General features: G+C 41.2%; 19 protein-coding genes and 1 pseudogene. 2 read left to right on the plus strand and 18 right to left on the minus strand.

Going from position 1 to position 17,666, the window contains the following annotated elements:
* Position 1 precedes the first annotated feature (1 nt).
* The 3 genes and pseudogenes from ACYQ0N_RS05810 to ACYQ0N_RS05820 all read right to left on the minus strand — a co-directional run bounded on the left by ACYQ0N_RS05810 (position 2) and on the right by ACYQ0N_RS05820 (position 3,056).
* Entirely contained in the window at positions 2-553 is a 552-nt protein-coding gene (locus tag ACYQ0N_RS05810; RefSeq protein ID WP_460162096.1) for a hypothetical protein, read from the minus strand.
* Positions 550-1,050, minus strand: a complete 501-nt coding sequence (locus ACYQ0N_RS05815) for a hypothetical protein (RefSeq protein WP_460162097.1) — start codon at positions 1,048-1,050, stop codon at positions 550-552. The genes ACYQ0N_RS05810 and ACYQ0N_RS05815 overlap by 4 nt, the downstream gene beginning before the upstream one ends.
* Positions 1,047-3,056 (minus strand): annotated as a pseudogene (locus ACYQ0N_RS05820) (DNA topoisomerase 3). Before ACYQ0N_RS05820 ends, ACYQ0N_RS05815 begins: the two are co-directional and overlap by 4 nt.
* A gap of 108 nt (positions 3,057-3,164) precedes the next feature.
* On the opposite strand from ACYQ0N_RS05820, the gene ACYQ0N_RS05825 reads away from it, so the two are divergent.
* A complete protein-coding gene (locus ACYQ0N_RS05825; RefSeq protein ID WP_332018186.1) occupies positions 3,165-3,779 on the plus strand; it encodes a DUF6088 family protein in 615 nt (204 codons plus the stop codon).
* The gene (locus ACYQ0N_RS05830) at positions 3,769-4,674 is read left to right on the plus strand and encodes a nucleotidyl transferase AbiEii/AbiGii toxin family protein (protein ID WP_460162098.1); all 906 of its coding nucleotides are present in this window, start codon (positions 3,769-3,771) and stop codon (positions 4,672-4,674) included. The genes ACYQ0N_RS05825 and ACYQ0N_RS05830 overlap by 11 nt, the downstream gene beginning before the upstream one ends.
* 39 nt (positions 4,675-4,713) lie before the next feature.
* Here the strand turns inward: ACYQ0N_RS05830 and ACYQ0N_RS05835 are convergent, their stop codons facing one another.
* From ACYQ0N_RS05835 to ACYQ0N_RS05905, 15 genes are all read right to left on the minus strand, one after another.
* Entirely contained in the window at positions 4,714-4,932 is a 219-nt protein-coding gene (locus tag ACYQ0N_RS05835) for a hypothetical protein (RefSeq protein ID WP_332018188.1), read from the minus strand.
* 126 nt (positions 4,933-5,058) lie between these two features.
* Positions 5,059-5,838: a phosphoadenosine phosphosulfate reductase domain-containing protein gene (locus ACYQ0N_RS05840; protein WP_460162099.1), complete on the minus strand. Its 780-nt coding sequence runs from the start codon at positions 5,836-5,838 to the stop codon at positions 5,059-5,061.
* Complete coding sequence (locus tag ACYQ0N_RS05845; RefSeq protein ID WP_460162100.1) at positions 5,793-6,077, minus strand: hypothetical protein; 285 nt, start codon at positions 6,075-6,077, stop codon at positions 5,793-5,795. The genes ACYQ0N_RS05840 and ACYQ0N_RS05845 overlap by 46 nt, the downstream gene beginning before the upstream one ends.
* A complete protein-coding gene (locus ACYQ0N_RS05850; RefSeq protein WP_460162101.1) occupies positions 6,067-6,768 on the minus strand; it encodes a DNA cytosine methyltransferase in 702 nt (233 codons plus the stop codon). The genes ACYQ0N_RS05845 and ACYQ0N_RS05850 overlap by 11 nt, the downstream gene beginning before the upstream one ends.
* Entirely contained in the window at positions 6,702-6,998 is a 297-nt protein-coding gene (locus tag ACYQ0N_RS05855) for a DNA cytosine methyltransferase (RefSeq protein WP_460162102.1), read from the minus strand. Before ACYQ0N_RS05855 ends, ACYQ0N_RS05850 begins: the two co-directional genes overlap by 67 nt.
* On the minus strand, positions 6,976-7,122 hold the full coding sequence (locus ACYQ0N_RS05860; protein WP_332018191.1) for a hypothetical protein: 147 nt from the start codon (positions 7,120-7,122) through the stop codon (positions 6,976-6,978). The genes ACYQ0N_RS05855 and ACYQ0N_RS05860 overlap by 23 nt, the downstream gene beginning before the upstream one ends.
* Before the next feature lie 24 nt (positions 7,123-7,146).
* Positions 7,147-7,416, minus strand: coding sequence for a hypothetical protein (locus tag ACYQ0N_RS05865; RefSeq protein ID WP_332018192.1), 270 nt, complete (start codon positions 7,414-7,416; stop codon positions 7,147-7,149).
* A 14-nt stretch (positions 7,417-7,430) separates the two neighbouring features.
* A complete protein-coding gene (locus ACYQ0N_RS05870; RefSeq protein ID WP_460162103.1) occupies positions 7,431-8,216 on the minus strand; it encodes a CD1107 family mobile element protein in 786 nt (261 codons plus the stop codon).
* Positions 8,197-8,322 (minus strand): hypothetical protein, encoded by a 126-nt coding sequence (locus ACYQ0N_RS05875; protein WP_460162104.1) that lies wholly within the window; start codon positions 8,320-8,322, stop codon positions 8,197-8,199. The genes ACYQ0N_RS05870 and ACYQ0N_RS05875 overlap by 20 nt, the downstream gene beginning before the upstream one ends.
* A gap of 185 nt (positions 8,323-8,507) precedes the next feature.
* Positions 8,508-11,294 carry a hypothetical protein gene (locus ACYQ0N_RS05880; RefSeq protein ID WP_460162105.1) on the minus strand — a complete coding sequence of 929 codons (2,787 nt, stop codon included), beginning with the start codon at positions 11,292-11,294 and terminating at the stop codon, positions 8,508-8,510.
* A gap of 21 nt (positions 11,295-11,315) precedes the next feature.
* Positions 11,316-13,760, minus strand: a complete 2,445-nt coding sequence (locus tag ACYQ0N_RS05885; protein WP_460162106.1) for a VirB4-like conjugal transfer ATPase, CD1110 family — start codon at positions 13,758-13,760, stop codon at positions 11,316-11,318.
* A 42-nt stretch (positions 13,761-13,802) separates the two neighbouring features.
* Positions 13,803-14,174 carry a PrgI family protein gene (locus ACYQ0N_RS05890; protein WP_332018198.1) on the minus strand — a complete coding sequence of 124 codons (372 nt, stop codon included), beginning with the start codon at positions 14,172-14,174 and terminating at the stop codon, positions 13,803-13,805.
* A gap of 10 nt (positions 14,175-14,184) precedes the next feature.
* Positions 14,185-15,120, minus strand: a complete 936-nt coding sequence (locus ACYQ0N_RS05895) for a VirB6/TrbL-like conjugal transfer protein, CD1112 family (protein ID WP_460162107.1) — start codon at positions 15,118-15,120, stop codon at positions 14,185-14,187.
* An 89-nt stretch (positions 15,121-15,209) separates the two neighbouring features.
* On the minus strand, positions 15,210-15,479 hold the full coding sequence (locus ACYQ0N_RS05900; RefSeq protein ID WP_460162185.1) for a Maff2 family mobile element protein: 270 nt from the start codon (positions 15,477-15,479) through the stop codon (positions 15,210-15,212).
* 210 nt (positions 15,480-15,689) lie between these two features.
* The gene (locus ACYQ0N_RS05905; protein ID WP_460162108.1) at positions 15,690-17,654 is read right to left on the minus strand and encodes a VirD4-like conjugal transfer protein, CD1115 family; all 1,965 of its coding nucleotides are present in this window, start codon (positions 17,652-17,654) and stop codon (positions 15,690-15,692) included.
* Positions 17,655-17,666 lie beyond the last annotated feature (12 nt).

Genomic DNA, 17,666 nt, shown 5'->3' on the forward strand with positions numbered 1-17,666 from the left:
ATCAAAATCTCCTTTCACGCTCGGAGTGTTCTCTGATTTCTCTTTGTATATGTGAATCTCGTATCTTTTCGGCATATTTACGCTGAACTTCTGCCGATACATAATGCTCTGCAGAATTGTCAAGATTGAGAATTTCCGCAAGTTTACGTTTGATAGTCGGTGTATCGCAGTACCACAAATCAACATATCTTTTGCAGACAATTTCCTGCACCTCATCTGGACGAGATTTCAAGAAACTTACCGAAGCACCAAGCATTTCTGCAATTTCGGGCAGAAGCGACTTATAGCTATTCTTGTTCGTCATACGCTTCAATTCAGCTACAATCTCCTCATAAGCACCCGACATAATTTTTCTGATGATTTCCTCAACATTTTCCTTATAGTCGGCATCGTATGTAAGGGAAATTTCCGCACCGTTAAACCTTGCAAAGTACGGAATACGGCTTTTTTCAAGGGCAAGAGCGATTTTTTCACCCTTATCCGTGGCATACTTTGCATAGGCTTTATTGGCGATTTTCTGCAAATCCGCACCTGTTGTTTTAATCACACTCATAAGCCAACAGCACCTCTAAGACGATTGGCAAGCTCAAACTCTGTAACGTTATCGCTTTCCATGGCGTAGATGCCGCAAAGCTGTACCTGAGTTTCAAATGGATATTCTTTCAGCGTGTCAACAGGAATGTTGATTAACTTTGCAACACGGTCAAGTTCCGCAATCGAAAGAGCCTTGTTTGTAATCTCATAGAGTCGGGCAGTATCGGAACTGTCAGCCATATATTCAAAGACAAGTTCCTGCTGAGTATCATAATTAAGATTATTGAGGGTATCAAGGGAAATTCCCGCATTTCTTGCAACCTCATTCAGACCGAGAAGCACATTTCCCTTAGTCCAGTAGCCGTCAAGTTCAGCATAGAGCATTTTTGCATCATCTTCATTCTTAACCTCAATATTTGCAAGCACAGCCTGCATAGAACCGAAAATATCTTTCGGCATTGTCTTAATGCTTTCCTCAGACACACCGAGAATTTCAGCAATTTTTGTAATCATCATTTGCTCCTTTCCGTTTTCCACTGGTAGTAGGTTTTGCCATTGTAATTGTTTTCAAAAACTTCCGGCAGAATGATATTTTTCTTGCCGTTAGCCGTGTAGCTTGTGGATTTTCCCGAAAGCAAGCCGATTATCTGCTTTTCAGACAATTCTTTGCCGTAGACCTTTGAAACATTCATACCGCACTTGTTTTTGCAGTAATATCCGAATTTTCCCTTAACAATTTCACCTTCGCATTTCGGACATTTTCCGATTGGAGCATTATTGCCGAACGATACAGACGAATCGGCAGAGCCGTATTTTTCGCAAAGAGTGCGGATAAAATCCTCAATTTCAGCCATAAATCTATCAGCAGAATATTCTCCATTTTCAATCTGCTGTAATTTCATTTCCCAATCGGAAGTCAGCTGTGCCGATTTTACTTCATCGGGAACAACGTTTATCAGATTCACACCTTTTTCAGTAGCAACAATCTGCTTGCCCTTACGTTCGGCATAGCCTTTTTTCACAAGTCCCTCAATCGTTCCTGCACGGGTTGCAGGAGTTCCAAGACCTTTCTTTTCAGAATTTTCGTCATAGTTCTCCTGTCCGGCGTGTTCCATTGCGGAAAGCAAAGTATCTTCTGTGAAAGCTTTAGGCGGACTTGTAAAATGCTCGCTTTTGCTTGCTGAAATCGTGAACTGCTGTCCCTCTGTAACCGTTGGAATCTGCTTTATTTCGTCATTTTCAGCGGATTTCAAGGTGTAATTTTTCCAACCGTTTTCAAGAATTGTTCTGCCGTTTGCGGTAAATTCTGTACCGCTGCACATTGCAGTGATTTTTATTGATTCATATTTGTGGGGAAGTGCAGACGTACAAAGCAGTTTGTTTGCAATTAAACTAAGTATGTTCTTCTCAGTTGCAGGCAGATTATCTAAGTCAGCAGTTCCGATATTTGCCGTAGGGATAATAGCGTGATGTCCAGTCACTTTTTTATTGTTGATACACCTTGAAATATCGGGATTTGCGACACTTCCAAACTGAAAAACATTGCCGATAATCCGTACAATATCAAGTGTTGACTGCTCCATATCATCGCTGAGATATTGTGAATCGGTACGGGGATAAGTCACGATTTTGGCTTCATACAGCGACTGAACGCAATCAAGAGTCTGCTATGCCGTGTAGCCGTAGACCTTGTTGGCATCACGCTGTAAAGAAGTCAAATCATAAAGTTTAGGCGGATTTACCGTCTTGACTTCATGCTTGACAGCAGAAATGACAGCCGTGCTGCCGTTGCAAGCTGAAACAAGAGAATCAGCGGTGTTCTCATCATCAATTCTTGCAGAAGAAAAGATACAGCCGTTGTATTCAATATCGGCGGTAAAATACTTCTGCTTGACGAAATTTCGCACATCATTGTCACGATGAACAATCATTGCAAGTGTAGGTGTTTGCACTCTGCCAAGGTTAAGCCTGTCATGATAACGGCAGGAAAACAGGCGAGAACCGTTCATTCCTACAAGCCAGTCTGCCTTTGCCCTTGAAAATCCTGCGGAAAAGAGGTTATCGTAATCACTCATTGGCTTCATATTTTGCAGTGCCTTACAGATAGCCGATTCTTCAAGGGAAGATACCCACAGACGTTTCACAGGCTTGCGACAGCCGACCATATTGTACACATAGCGGAATATACACTCTCCCTCTCTATCAGCATCGGTAGCACAGATGATTTCTGTAACATCGCCACGGCTCATAAGGTCTTTCAGAACTTCAAACTGCTCTTTAGTGCTTTCAGTTATCTTGAAAAGCCATTTTTCAGGAATCATGGGCAGCTGTGAAAAACTCCACTTGTCCTGCCAGCCGTTACCGTAGTCGTTAGGGTATTTCAGACCAACCAAGTGACCCAAGCACCAAGAAATAAGGTGATTGTTTCCTTCAATATACCCCTTTTTCTTACTGTCAGCCTTGACAACAGAACATATTCCACGGGCTACGGACGGCTTTTCGGCTATGATTAAGATTGACATAGGAAAACTTCCTTTCTATATTAAAATTTTTTAAAGCAAAAATATATTACGCTTGACTTTCACGGTCACTTGTAGTATAATTATGATAGAACAACGGAGGTGAAAGTTATGCTTTATGACTATCTAATTGAAACTTTCGGGTTTAATGAGCCGATTTTTATTACTGATATTGACTTTAATAACTATTCAAAAATTTGGATTTCAAAGGAACTTGCACGTCTTTGTGAATCAAATCAAATTGTCCGTTACGAAAAAGGAATTTATTATATTCCACAAGATACGATTTTCGGGAAAAGTTCTCTTAATCCAAACAAAGTTATCAAGCGAAAATATTTATCTGATAATGGCAACAGCATTGGTTTTTTTACAGGTACAACTGCACTTCAGCAAATCGGTCTTTCTACACAAATGCCGAATATTCCCGAAATTCAAACAAATAACGAAAGCTCTAAATTACGCAGAGTCAAAGTCGGAAATCAAGAGGTTATTTTGCGTAAAGCAAGGGTACGGATTAACAATGAGAATATTGCCGTTCTGAGATTTCTGGATATTATGAGCATTGCTTCTGCAAACTTCTTGGATACAGTAAAAAAAGGAATACTCAAAAAATGGATTGACGAAAATGGAATTACAAGAGAACAAGTTATGCAGTTTGCACCTGTTTTTCCCGACAAGTCAATGCGTAATCTTGTAGAAAGCGGAGTGATATATTATGTTGCATAATGACAAAGCAGTTTTTGAAGAAACAATTTTGAAAACCTCTGAATATCTGGGAGTAAAAGTCGAAATCGTTGAAAAAGATTATTATGTAACTCTTTTTCTGAAAGAACTTGTTACGGCAATGCCCGATATTATTTTCAAGGGCGGCACTTCACTTTCAAAATGCTATCACGTTATAAAACGTTTTTCGGAGGATATAGATTTGAATATCCAATCGGAAAACAAGCCGTCTGAAAGCAAAAGAAAGAAGATGAAATCTTCTATTTTAGATGTAATAAGTAATCTTGAGTTTACGCTTACAAATCCTGAAAGTATTCGCAGCAGACGTGACTATAACCGCTATGTAATAGATTATCCGTCTGTAATGTCAGCAGATTATCTGAAAGAGCAGCTGATAGTTGAAACAGCTGTTTATCAAAGAGCCTATCCAACAAAAATAATGAAAGCGGACAGCCTTATTTATCAATTTCTTTCTGATAATGGATACGACGATTTTATCTTACAAAACGATTTACAGCCCTTTGAACTTAATGTTCAGACCGCTGAAAGAACTATGATAGATAAAATTTTTGCACTTGCAGATTACTATATGCTTGGAAGTATAAGTGAACATTCAAGGCATATTTATGATATTTATAAATTATCGGGAATCGTACTGATTGATGATACTTTAAGGGATTTGGCTCTTTCCGTTGCACAGGAGAGGAAACCTCATAAAATGTGCCTTTCTGTTCAAGACGGCATAAACGTAACAGAAATTCTTAAAGAGATTATTTTAAAAGATGTTTACAAAGATGATTATAACGCTATAACAATACCACTTTTATTTGAGGACGTGACTTATGAGCAAGCTATAAAGGCTTTAACCGATATTTTTGAAAAGGAATTATTCAATTAAAATTCTATTAAAGCACAGCCGTAAAAAGCTGTGCTTATTTTATTCTCTCTGCACCTCGGAGTTGTTCCGATGAGGAGCAATACACTCGTCATCTTCCTCATCATAGTCACAGCCGTAGAAATCATACTCGTCGTTTTCTTGATTGCGTTTCTTTTCATTTTCTCTGCCGTTATACTCACCGAATTTGTAAGCAAGTATGGCAATTCCCGAAACAGAGCCAATACCGATAATACTCTTAATTATTTTTAAAATTTTCATGATAAACCTCTGTTTTAGTTTAATGTTATTTTCTTTTTTTCGATTAGACATGAAACAATGCAAATCACACTGATAACTCCCAGAACTATAAGCATAATCGGGTAATGTTCAAGTAAACTTCGTATATCAATCATGATATTTTCCCCCTTTATCCAATGCATTCATCATTTTCACAAACTCCCGATATTTTCGGGTATATTCATAAGATTTCCCGAAAATATTGACAGCTGCCGTGTACAGTTTCGGCTCATATTTTTCGATGATTGAAAGTTCTTCGTTGATATGAGGGTTGAACGGACAACCGACACAGCCGGTACGTTTTAAGCCATATTCCGCATAGCAGCGAGAATGCGTTACTCCGTAAAAATCCTCGTAATCACGCTTGTCACTGTCCGTATACCAAAATATCGGGCGGTATGTAACACAGCCTTTGGACTTGCTTTCAGAAAAACAGGTCTTGTAATTTGCTGAACGGATTCCTCCTTCAGATTTTCTGATACCTGTAATCTCCAAATCCGCGCCCGTTTCCTTGACGAACTGCCTTGCAGGCTTCTTTTTTGCATACTCACAGCATTTGTTAGATATGGGGAAGTCAGGCGGATTCTGCGTGATAAACTCTTTCAGCCATTTGTTGCGGTTTATGGAAAATCGGCTCATCTGCTGAACACCGTTTTCTGCCGTATAATAGGCATTACACCACCATTGCAAAGCGACTTTACAGTTAGGATATTTCTTCAAAAGTACCTCTAACGGCTCATCTTCCCACTGAAAATTGTGCGACTGTAAACGCATCATCTGCTCCGAAACGTACTTTGACAAAAACGGTACACCATACTCACGGACACAGGTCGGGATAGGCTTTATCGGCTTGATACGCTGAATTTCGATACCGTATTTATCTTCCAAAAAAGAAAGATGTTCTTTTGCTGCCTGATATTCAAGTCCCGTATCAATCCAGTAATAAACGACTTTTTCCGAATCATCAACGTTGTGGATAATGTCAAGTACAATATCGCTGTCACTTCCGCCGCTGATACTGAAAGCGCTGTAGAACTGCCATTTATGTGCCTTAGAGCCTTTGCATAGCTGTCAACAATTGTGTAATTTTCAGTATCAAAGGACTTATGATAGGCTTCAATATTCATTCGACAAACCTCCTAAAATATGAGCAATTACATCAACCGTCCAACCATTGCCGATACATTTATAACGCTGAGTGTTTGAAATCCCTGCCGTATAATTGTCGGGCAAAGTCTGCAATCTTTCAGCTTCAACAGGTGTCAGCTTGCGGATTATGTAATCCCCATTGGGCAAGTCAATTTTATACAGACCTGTTTTCGCACCCTGACCGCCGCCATTTGCCGACAGCGTTACCGACTTGCCGTAAACCGAGTAGATACGCTGTCCCTGACCGCCTTTGCCATAGTGACCGATACGAACAGGCTCGGCTATCATAGTACGCTGTTTTCGTTTAAGGGTATTGGAGAAAATCGCACCGTCATAGCTTGCCGTCATACAGTAGCTTTTATCCTGCCAAGCAACGCCGCTTTCAAGAATATCCGCAAGCAAAATTCCCTTATCTTGCGGTTGTGAAACATTCGGAATATTCGTCCAGTAACAGCGTTTTCGATTCTGTGCCGATAGCAAAGCCGAGTTAATCATAATCGGCTGTACACCGAGCTTTTCGGAGATTTCATCCTTGATATTCTGATGTATGGAAAAGTTATTCTCGTAAAGGAAGTATCGGCACTCCGACGCCTCCAACGCTCTCACATATTCCATAAACAAACGGAATCCCTCGCCGTCAGCAGTAGTTTCACGTTCTTTTTTCGCCACGCTCCAGTAGGTACACGGAGAACCTCCGAGCAATAAATCATAACCTTTGAACTGTTTAAAATGCCATTAAATACATCACCGTGCTGAACAATATCGGGGTAATTGTTCTGTGACACGGCAATAGCGTACCTGTCGATTTCAAAGGCATCATATTTTTCTACCGGAAGATTAGCACGTTCAAGCGCCAATCTTCCGCAGGAAATGCCGTCAAAGAGGCTTAAAACCTTCATTAAACATCATGTTGTCAGCATCTATGTATCCTTTCAAAAATCCCTTTTTCCTGCCAAAAATAAAGCAAATAAAACAAATCATAGCCCCGATAATTGTGACACCGACAAATTCTCTTTTTCTCATTGTCCGTTATCCTTTCAGTTAATCTTACTCGTTATAATCATCAAGCAGATTACAGTAATCTTCTGCAAGTCGGTTATACTCGTCCACAAGATTGTTGTATCGGCTGATAATTTTGTCAACCTCCGCATTTACAACATTGATAAAGCGGTCAGCTGCATCGAGCTGAATCTCAACAGCAGTGTTGAAACCGTCCCTGTGAGCCTTGCGTTTGATGTGCTTAACTGCCAAAGCCGCCGAGCCGATAGTTCCTGCAACCGCACCTGAAATAATACTGATTTTTGCAACCCTGTTCATAAAAATTACCTCCGTTATTCTTCATCTTCATTGATTTCATCATCGTCATAAAAATTGATTTCTTCTTCCTCATCAGTCTCCGGCACAACATTTTTCTTTGGCTTTTTGAGGAATTTGAATCCTACAAATCCGACCGCAGCGAGAGCAATCACAACGATTACAAGATAAATGGAAGTCATGTTCATGGAACTGCTTTTTGCAGGAGTTTCCTCGGCAGATTGCTCCTCGCTGTCAGTAAATTCTGCCGCTTCATTTGCCTTTTCAGAATCATTCTGCGGCTTTATTCTGCTGTTGGCATTTTCCGCAGCCTGCGCCGCCTGTTCAGGAGTAATCGCAGTGTTTCCGTCCTCATCTTCTTCACCTGCATAGAGCAGCGCATACAAGTCGTAATCGTCAACTTTGTTGAGAAAATACACATTATTCTCGCCGTTTTCAGCAGAATAATTTATCAGCACGTAAAAGACATGACCGTCCTTTGTGGTGACAGCAATAAACTGCATTTCCTCCGAATTATAGATAATATTTTCCTCCTGAATCAAAGTAGCATTACCGTTCGTATCGTAGTAATCATCGGCAAAGAAGTCGATTGTAGTTTCTTCTGTAGACTCTGATGAAGCCTGTTCTTCCAGTGTATCATTCACCAGTTCAGCAGCGCTTTCCGAAGCAGGAATTTCAGTTACAACTTCCTGCACCTGCACACTTTTATCTGTCATAACTTCTTCCGCAGAAGCGGTAATTCCAACGCTTGCAATTGCAAACACGGCAGCTGAAAGCACAGCGCTAAAAAATTTTCTTTTCATCGTCAGTTCCCTCCGTATTTTCGATTATGCCGTCAAGCATTTTTTCGATGTCTTGGGCAGTAAGATTCATGTCATTCATCTTCTTTTTCATCTTAATAAACTGCACATAATCGTCCGTTGTCATATCGTTCTTGGCGAGTTCCGTCTTGAGATTTGCGTAACTCAGACGGTCAATCTCCGCTAAAATTGCTTGCGTTCCGCAGTATCTTCCCTGATACGCTTGTCAAGTGATTCCGCACGTTCAAGCAGCTTTGCAATTTTCTTATCGTTTACAGCCATAATTTTCCCTCATTAATAAAGCACAAGTCTTGGGTCAATGAAGTCCCAACCCATACCGTCAGTATCAATTTCAATTTTGATGTGAATATATGTTGATGAAGCCGCTGCAAAAACTTCTCCCTCGCTTATGGTATCGCCCTTTTCACAGCCTTTCAGCGTGACATTTTTGATTGTGACTTCGGTATCACGCTTTGTTCCGCCTGTGCCGTCGTACCAATACTGCACATCGTTTTTCCACAGAATAACGGTCTTTGTATCGCTGTCATAAGAATCAATTTTACAGTCGAAAGGAGCAAAAATATTACCTCCGCTTGTAACCGCAATATCTACCGCTTCATGCAAATCGTCAATGCTGCAATGCCGAATATTCCACTCCTGCATATCCCAACCGAAGCCGTTTGTAACGATACTTTCGTGAATACTTGTTCCCGTCAGGCTCTGCAAAGTCTGATGATTGCCGTACATCGTTCCACTGTCCGTACCGACAAGAAGATTGTAATATTGTACACGCTCATCGGAATATGACATAGAACTCAGCTTTTCGGTTATTACTTCATCAAATGTCTTTTTCTGCTTGACGTTGTAATAAAGTCGGCAGTCGTTTTTCCACTTATATTTCTGATAATATCCGTACATACAAGCGTCGGTAATGTTGTAATTCCAAATTGCCGTATCAGTTGGAGAAACCAAAAACCATGCATCTATGCCGTTCCAGCCCCAAAAACTTCTGTCATAACGTTCGCCGCTGTGCATGAAAAAGAAGGTGTTTGAGGATTCGTCGATGTAGTAAAACGGCTCTTTTGTTCCCGAAAAATAGCGATGGTCCATGACCATGTATCCCGTCAGCTCGTAGTTATCATTCGGATTCAGAACCCTGTAATCTGAGTCAATACAAACATATCCTTCGCTGTCGAAATACTGCGATAATTCAGCAGTATATGCCGTTGGTTTGAATCGGTATCTGTAAGGCTGCCCGTCATAGATGTAAGCCGCCGTTTCACAGCGGTAATATGTACCTGTTTCGGCACTTACGCCTCCGAAATAAACGTAGTCCGGCAATTCCTCCCACCTTGACGTATTGTCATAGAAATGCTCAAATTGGTACTCTGCATTAAAAATCTCGTCAAGCAAATCTTCTGTACCGCTTTTGAATTGCCAGTATTTTATATCGCCGTTTTCCGCACTGAAATCGTAGTAATAAGCACAAAGAAACGCCCATAATTTATACACATCAAAATCGTAAACCGCATCATAATTGAAATGCACTGAATTTCCCCAAATGTATTCGTCGGGCTTGTCCTTGTAACCCGATGTGTTTACACCCAAGTCTTTCAGAGCCTTTTTCCAATCGTCACCGCCACATCGGATAACTTTTTCGTTTAAGTCCCAAGCGAGTTTTGTGTAGTATTTTTCGGCTTCACTCAGGTCATAATCCTGTGCAGCGTAAGTTCCGAGCGTGAATCCGCCGCCCGATAATATGGAACTGAAAATCATGACAATAAATACAAACACAAGAAGAATAATTATGATAGGGAAAGCAATACAGGCGAAAAATTTCTTAACTTCTTTCTCATAAACATTGTTGATAAACTTCCCGACAGTCTTTGCAAAATCTTTGAATTTCTTCGAAAAAGATTTCTGATGTTTCGGTTTTTTACGCTTTTTCGGAGGTTTGCTGCTTTTTTCTTTCAGCCGATTTTCCTGACGATTCAGCTTCTGATTAGACCTTTTCTGTCTGTCGGAAAGGCTTTCACGCTTTTTCTGCTGCCTTTGTAAACGTTCGTTTTTGGAGATTTTCTGCACCGCAGGCTCGACAATTCTGCGTTTCGCAGAATCCACAACGTGCATCATATCGTTGTCCGCATCTTCATTGACCGCCTTTTGCCAAGCAGACGCTTTCATGCGGTTTTCCGTGTATTTCACAGGTTTCAGAACAAGAAATCCGGTTTTGGAATCATGTTTGATTTTCCGCTGATTTTTCAGTTCTTTGCTTTTGAAATTCTTTTCTACAGTCAGTTTTTTACATTCAAATTTATTTTCACGCTTTGTCTGCTTAAATTTCTGAGTACGCAGTATCCTGAAAGCCTTTTGAATATTAGATTTACTGCCTTGCCTGTAATTCTGCTTATGATGTTTAATGTCAGCTTTAGCGGATTTCAAATCAGCGTTATTTTTCTGAATTTTCGGCTTAAAGGTATCTTCTTTGAAAACTGCATATTCCGCTTTTTTCAGCTTAAATTTAGCTTTTTCGAGCTTGTACTGCTTTTTCTGCTTGAAATGATTCCTTGTACCTTTAACCGCATCAGCACCGATGCGAAGTGTTTCAAGCGTACCTCTGTGATAATCGTCAACAGCTTCACGGGAATATTTTTGTCTGAGATTATTTACAACTTCACGCCTTGCCGCATCTGCCGATTTCAAGCCGATTGTTTCACTTGCAAGAGTTACATCAATGGCAGTCTGTGTAACATCATGAATTGCAAAATTTACCGCCTGTGCAGACTTTTTGAAAGTCTTGCCTTTGAAAGTTTTCGGCTGAAAACTGTTTATCGTTTTTGTTACCGATGGAACATCACCCTTGATACGAAACCGTGAATTGACAGCCTTATGAAATAATCCACGATTATTGCCGTGATACTCTTTTTCGCCGTGCTTGATACTTACGTGAGTTCTGAACTTGCCGTTTTCATTCTGCCGTCTTTCAAAACTCAGCTGAAACTGCTTACTGCGACGGCTCACTTTTTCAAATCGTGCCTGCGCTTTTCGGAGGTTGTTTTGCCTTTTTATAAATTTGCTCATAACTCCTCCTTTTCGCCCGTTTTACGCACTTTCCGTAGGCCTCGTCGTCATCAATTTATACATCTCCGTGTTTGTGGGGAATATATCGGTAAACGGCAGCAGCACCTTATCATAACGGATAAGTCCCTCGCCCGGACCGCTGTTTGTGACGTACTCCATTTGTTCTTTTGAGATGTGCAGTTTTTCAGCAAGAATATCTCTGTCACCGCTTGCCTGATTCAGCATATAGATAAAGTCCGAATTATCGAAGATATTTTCTACTTCCTGCGACTGCAATAAATCCTTGACATTCTGCGTGATACCTGTAGGAACTCCGCCCCATTTTCTGAAACGTTTCCAGATTTCAGCGGAATATTTTGCAGTCTGTTCCTCTTTCAGAAGCAGGTGAAATTCGTCAATGTAGTAACGAGTGATTTTTTTCTGTTCACGGTTAGCGGACACACGATTCCACACCGTATCCTGAACGATAAGCATACCGACTTTTTTCAGCTGATTGCCGAGTTCCTTAATATCGAAGCAAATCAAGCGGTTTGTCAGGTCAATATTTGTGTGATGATTGAACAGATTCTGCGAGCCGTTTACAAACATTTCAAGAGAATTGGAAACTCTCAGAGCAACATCGCCCTCTTTTTTCAGTTCATTCTGCAAATTCGAAAGCAAAGGCATTTTGTCTGCTGTCGGGGAATTTTCAATAAATTCCTTGTAAATACGCTGTACGCATTTATCAATTACAGAACGTTCTTCGGAACTCAGACCGTAACGACCGCCCACAACGATTTCACAAAGGGAAATCAGAAAGTCGGATTTATCAGCGATAACCTCCATAGGATTTTTCAACAGATACTCGTCAATAGCAATATCCATAGGGTTGATGTGCTGCTCAGAGTTGCTTGCGATACGGATAAGCTGTCCTTTGAGAGTCTGCACAAGCGTAAAATATTCTCCCTCCGGGTCACAGATAATAATATCGTCCGTTGTAGTCAGAAAGCAGTCCAAAATCTCACGCTTAACGCTGAAACTTTTACCACTTCCCGGAGTTCCTAAAATCAAGCCATTTGGATTTTTAAGCCTTGACCTGTTCGCACGAATCATATTGCCCGAAAGCGTGTTTACTCCGTAATATGCAGCCTGTCCGTCCTGAAAAAGCTCCTTTGTAGTGAACGGCACGAAAATTGCAATACCGCTTGTGTGCATTTCTCTTGATACGGGAATTTCGTTGTAACACAGCGTCAAAGTCGATACTAAAGTCTGTTCCTGACGGTAGTCGTAAGGGAACATGGTGCAGTTGTTTTTCTGGCAAATTCTTTTCAGTGCTTCTGCTTGAAGTTTCAAGTCTTTTTTCGATTTTGCGTAGCTTCTGATTGAAATCGAAATGTGAAAAAGCCGCTCATTCTTGCTGTTCAAGTCACCGAGCAATTTCTCAATATCGTCAATATACATCTTGATTTGCGGAGGAAGAATATCGGGGTCATAGCCTGCCTGTGAAGCCTTTTTCTGCTCATCGACTTTCATTTGATTTACGTTTGTCAGCTTTTTCTTGACGAATTTCAAAGCATCAATCTGGTCCAAAGGTTCGACGTGAATATTCACACAGAACAGATTCTGCATTTCAAGAAAATCTCTTAATATCTCATCGGGCAGCTCACCTGCAAGGATATTTAATCCATAGACCGCACCATAAGCATTGCCGATTTCAAAATTCTGTTTATTAAATTTGAATGACTTCGGACAGATAAAGTCCTTTGTATCCATTCCGGCACGGAGCATACTGTCCCAATCAAAGACGAAATTCTGATTGCCATAGGGATTCAAAGCATAGTATAAAGCCTCCAATCTTGCCGTACCGTCAAGGACTTCCGCTTCAACGCCGAAAGCCTTAAATCCCTTGATTACGTCGTTTTTGATTGACATTAGTTTCGCTCGTGCCGCTTTGTAAGACGCTGCTTCAATGCCGAACGTGAGAAATTTTCGTGCCGATTGACCGTTAGAGCCTTTCAGCAGTTTGTCCGTCAGCATTTTGGAATATTCCGAGCGAATATCGTTGAAATCGTCATCCTGCTGCGGAATCTGAACCGTTTTTATCAGCTTATCTTTAGAACGATTTTGATTTTCAAAGGTAAGCTGAAATTTAATTGTGTTATCGAAAAGATTGATAACATCGCAGTATTTCGAGAAAATATTGTTCTGCTCGTCAAACTCCGCAATGCTGTAATTCGCATCAAAAAACTGCACCGTCAGAGAAAAGAAATTCCCGGACACCTGACAAACTCCGTCACGATACATCACCTGATAAGGAATCGTATTCTGTACCGTAGATTTACCGCTGTTTTCTCTCTTTATCTCTGCCATACGAGCAGATAAAATTTTCTTTTCATCTTTTGTAAGCTGTTTTGCAGGCTTGCCCATGATAATTTTCGCATTTGATTTTTTACCACTTGACTTGGCATTTCTCTTTCTAAAGCCCACTCTAATAACCTCCAATCTTTATGTTGGAGAGCCGAGAGCCTGTTACTTCTCGGCATCTCTCAGCTTTTTCTTGATTTTACCCAATTCGATGTGCCTTTCAATGCACTCGAAAATATTGGTTGTTTTGTAATACCGTTTTCTCGGTCTTGTGAAATATTCTTTCATGAATTTTGCCTGTTTTTCGAGGAATACGCCATTTTTACGGTACAGTCCGCAGAGTATCGCAGGAGCAGCACAAGCACCCATAGCGAAAATTGCTCCTGTCATGCCAATAAAACTGCGTGTTACGAAAAATACAGGCACACCGATGGCAAGACCGATTCCGAAACAGATTACCTGTCTTTTTGTGAATCCCATAATGAACTTTTCTTTGATGTCGTTTAAGTCTTTCGGGATAGATACATAATGCGCCATAGCTCCCTCCTTAGTGCGCCGAGAAAACCGATTTGCTTATCGCACTCGTTCTCAGAACTGTGAAAATAAGCGCCGCCGTATAACCTAAAAGCATCGCCATTTGCATGATAACGCCATCGCCGCCTGAGTTCAGAGTTGCAATCATATTCGCAAAAAGCGTTTTGAAAATTCCCAGCGCGACAATGATAAAAAATCCCTGAAATGAAAGTGCAAGTAATTGCTTAATCCAGTTCTTGCCGATACCCGACCATTCGCCGCCATCCATCATGGTTGCCATAGGAATCGGAGCAATGCTCAAATACATAAATATTTCAATTATTCGTGAAGCCAAAGTAATTACAATAGCCACAATCATAATCATAATTCCGAGATGAACGATAAGTGAAATAAACCACACTGTCATTAGTTCTCCAAGGCTTAAACCGCTCAGCGCCGATTTGTTTAAGGCAAGCGCCGCTGATAAATAGTCGCCTGTACCAAACAGCGTAGATAAGCCGTTTGAACATACATTTGTGCCGAATGAAAACAGTCCGCTTGCGATGTAAAACACATTCGACACAAGAATTACACCGCATACCGCTTTGATTATCCATTTTATGAAAATCGAATCGTCAAAGTCCTTAAAATTGTTGCCCCGAATGACCGTCTGAATCAGGTCATTCAGCAGAATTATCGTCAGAATAAAGCCGCCTATGGGGACAACCACGTTATTGCACAGCGTTTCAATTGTGTTCCAGATGTGCGTGCCTGTTCCTGCCGTGTTGCCGGTAAAATTTGCAGGATGCGCAGTTAGATATGTACCGACAAGTCCATCATTTCCAGTTGTCTGTGCAAACGTATCCGTCAGTAAGTCCGAAATACCATCAAACTGGGACTTGATTCCGTCCTTGAATAAGTTACAGCACCAATTCTCCAAAGCGTCAATTGCATCGCTGATTACTCCCATTTGTACTCACTCCCTTGCTATTAAAGTGCAGATTACTTCCCACAAACCTCCCACCCAAAGCAATCCGCCTGATATGTCAGGTTATGCGATTAGACCGCACCTGTCATCATATTCTGGAGTACGGGAACAAGGACGATAGCAAGGAGAATCAGTCCAAGACCAGACATAAGCTGTTTCATACCCTGCGATTTCGCACCGGGGTTATCGTTACCGTAACCCTCAAGCAGATTGACAACGCCCCAAACTCCGACACCTGCACCGATAAGGCAGATAACGGATTTCAACACTGTGCAAGCCGTTGTGATAAACGAGCTTGTGTCCACATCTCCTGTAGCGGCGAACGCCTGCGTTGCACACATGGAAGCCATACAGCCGAAAATTGTAAGGGACATAATTGCCTTTTTTGCGAGTTTGCTGCCCTTTGTGAGCCAGCCGTGCTTTGTTGTCTTTGCTGCGGAAACAGCAGAAATCTTTGTGTTTTCCATTTTAAAAACTCCTTAAATCAAATAAAATCAGTGTTTCAGCTTCACCCGATTATTTCTTTTTTTTCGGATTCTTCACTGTCGGCGTTATTCAGCCGAATTTTCTGTCACATCTGCTTCATATTCTGTGAAAGTATCCCGTTTTGACGGTTTGAAACGCATCCTCTTTTTCTCACTAACATATTTTTCGATGTCAAACTCGTTTTTGGGATTATCGTCCAGCAGAAGATGATAGTTTTTGTGACGTGTAATATCAAACTTATCCGAGAAGAACGGGCGCACTCCCCGAAGCTGTAAGATACATTTTCCGCCATCCATGACCGCCAGTTCGTCCTGTGATTTGAGTTCCTTGCCGAGTTTCTGATAGTTCATACCGTAGCTTTCACTTTGTCCACGATTGGTTGAAGTGTTAAAGCTGTCGATAGTTTCCTTACCCAAACTTTCAGAAATTTCTTTCAGCGTGGTCTTTTCCTTTCCACCGAGAAACAGCATAGTATCGCAGTTTCCTTCGATGGTGTCGGCATTGTCCTTGTAAATCGCTTTTAGCTGCGACTTTGCTTGCAGGATAATGCTTGCTGAAATTTCACGGGAACGGATTGTCGCTATCAGTTTGTCAAACTGCGGAATTTCGCCGATATTGGCGAACTCATCGAGCAGACAGCGGACGTGATATTTCAGTCTGCCGCCCTTGCTGTTGTCAGCTTTGGTGCAGAGCAGATTGAACATCTGGGAATACATAATCGCCACCAAAAAATTAAAAGTGGCATCGGTATCGGAGATGATTACGAACAGCGCCGATAACTCGTCACCGAGTTTGTCAAGGTGCAGCTCATCATAACTTGTAATCTCCAAAACCTCATCTATTGCAAAAGGCGCTAAGCGTGTGGAACAGGAAATCAGAATAGATTTTGCCGTCTTGCCTGCTGCCAACTTATATGCCTTGAATTGTTTTATGGCAAAAGCGCCGATACGCCTTTGCTCGTCGGATGGAGGAAACTCGTTCATAAAGAGATAATCCTCGTAATCTTCGTCATCTGTGGGGATTTCGACCTTGTTCAGCCAGTTATCCAAACACTCAAACTGAATGTCAACAGCATTTTTAAACTCCTCATCTTCCTCACGGCATTCAGAGCAGTTTATCATATCAATAAGCGTTTCAAAATTTCGTTCTTCCGCAGGGGAAAGAGTGAAAATCATAGCGATATATGCGGTATACAGCAGTTTTTCAGCCTTTACCCAAAAGTCATCACCGCTTGGCTGTTGACTTGACGAAGTATTTTTTATCAGTACTTCTACGAATTTCAGAATATCTTTCTCTCTGTTTTTCTCACTTATGTATGCAAACGGGTTGTAATGCATGGATTTTGCAAAATCAATAGTGTTGAAAACCTTAATTTTGTAGGGTTCATAGACGGGAACAATCTCTCCTTTTTCGCCCCTTTTGACAATTGCTTTCCCGTTTTCATCTTTCAGCGGTCTGCCTCTTGCAAGCATTTTTCCGCATTCTACAAGCACCGTTCCTTTCGGGTCAGTGACAACGTAGGAACTATGCATCTGCATTAAATTCGGCTTTACAAAAAATCTTGTCTTACCCGAACCTGAACCGCCGATAATCAAGATATTTTTGTTTCTTGCAAATTTCGGACTTGACGGTTTACCCATTGTCAGACTTTCGGTCTGTGTGAGAATGACGTTATTGGAAAAGTCGGAATTGTCCATATACGGCTCAATATCCTTTTCAGCTCCCCACACCGCAGAGCCGTATTCCTCGCCTTGACGAAATTTTTTCTTGTTTTTGGACTTGATGTACAGAATCAACTTCATCACCGCTGCTATCGCAATTCCCACAAAAATATCAATCGGGTTGAAACTGGGGAGAACCTGTGCAAATGATGTGCCGATTTCGTTCAGAAAGGGCAGGAGTTTCTCATGAAATCCCTCACCCTCTGCAATTCTGTAGGCAAACGCAAGTTTATTTCCTGCATAAGCGAAAATGGCGTAAGGCAGATTGGAAAGAATCATTTTCTTGATTTTTTTGCTGTTAATCTGCATTTTTTCACCTCT

The sequence above is a fragment of the Ruminococcus sporogenes genome (assembly GCF_054655175.1).

What these genes read in the sequence shown, in the direction of transcription:
- ACYQ0N_RS05810 (WP_460162096.1), bottom strand. Translation starts at nt 553, where the DNA reads ATGAGTGTGATTAAAACAACAGGTGCGGATTTGCAGAAAATCGCCAAT.
- ACYQ0N_RS05815 (WP_460162097.1), bottom strand. Translation starts at nt 1,050, where the DNA reads ATGATGATTACAAAAATTGCTGAAATTCTCGGTGTGTCTGAGGAAAGC.
- ACYQ0N_RS05825 (WP_332018186.1), top strand. Translation starts at nt 3,165, where the DNA reads ATGCTTTATGACTATCTAATTGAAACTTTCGGGTTTAATGAGCCGATT.
- ACYQ0N_RS05830 (WP_460162098.1), top strand. Translation starts at nt 3,769, where the DNA reads ATGTTGCATAATGACAAAGCAGTTTTTGAAGAAACAATTTTGAAAACC.
- ACYQ0N_RS05835 (WP_332018188.1), bottom strand. Translation starts at nt 4,932, where the DNA reads ATGAAAATTTTAAAAATAATTAAGAGTATTATCGGTATTGGCTCTGTT.
- ACYQ0N_RS05845 (WP_460162100.1), bottom strand. Translation starts at nt 6,077, where the DNA reads ATGAATATTGAAGCCTATCATAAGTCCTTTGATACTGAAAATTACACA.
- ACYQ0N_RS05855 (WP_460162102.1), bottom strand. Translation starts at nt 6,998, where the DNA reads ATGAAGGTTTTAAGCCTCTTTGACGGCATTTCCTGCGGAAGATTGGCG.
- ACYQ0N_RS05860 (WP_332018191.1), bottom strand. Translation starts at nt 7,122, where the DNA reads ATGAGAAAAAGAGAATTTGTCGGTGTCACAATTATCGGGGCTATGATT.
- ACYQ0N_RS05865 (WP_332018192.1), bottom strand. Translation starts at nt 7,416, where the DNA reads ATGAACAGGGTTGCAAAAATCAGTATTATTTCAGGTGCGGTTGCAGGA.
- ACYQ0N_RS05870 (WP_460162103.1), bottom strand. Translation starts at nt 8,216, where the DNA reads ATGAAAAGAAAATTTTTTAGCGCTGTGCTTTCAGCTGCCGTGTTTGCA.
- ACYQ0N_RS05880 (WP_460162105.1), bottom strand. Translation starts at nt 11,294, where the DNA reads ATGAGCAAATTTATAAAAAGGCAAAACAACCTCCGAAAAGCGCAGGCA.
- ACYQ0N_RS05890 (WP_332018198.1), bottom strand. Translation starts at nt 14,174, where the DNA reads ATGGCGCATTATGTATCTATCCCGAAAGACTTAAACGACATCAAAGAA.
- ACYQ0N_RS05895 (WP_460162107.1), bottom strand. Translation starts at nt 15,120, where the DNA reads ATGGGAGTAATCAGCGATGCAATTGACGCTTTGGAGAATTGGTGCTGT.
- ACYQ0N_RS05900 (WP_460162185.1), bottom strand. Translation starts at nt 15,479, where the DNA reads ATGTGTGCAACGCAGGCGTTCGCCGCTACAGGAGATGTGGACACAAGC.
- ACYQ0N_RS05905 (WP_460162108.1), bottom strand. Translation starts at nt 17,654, where the DNA reads ATGCAGATTAACAGCAAAAAAATCAAGAAAATGATTCTTTCCAATCTG.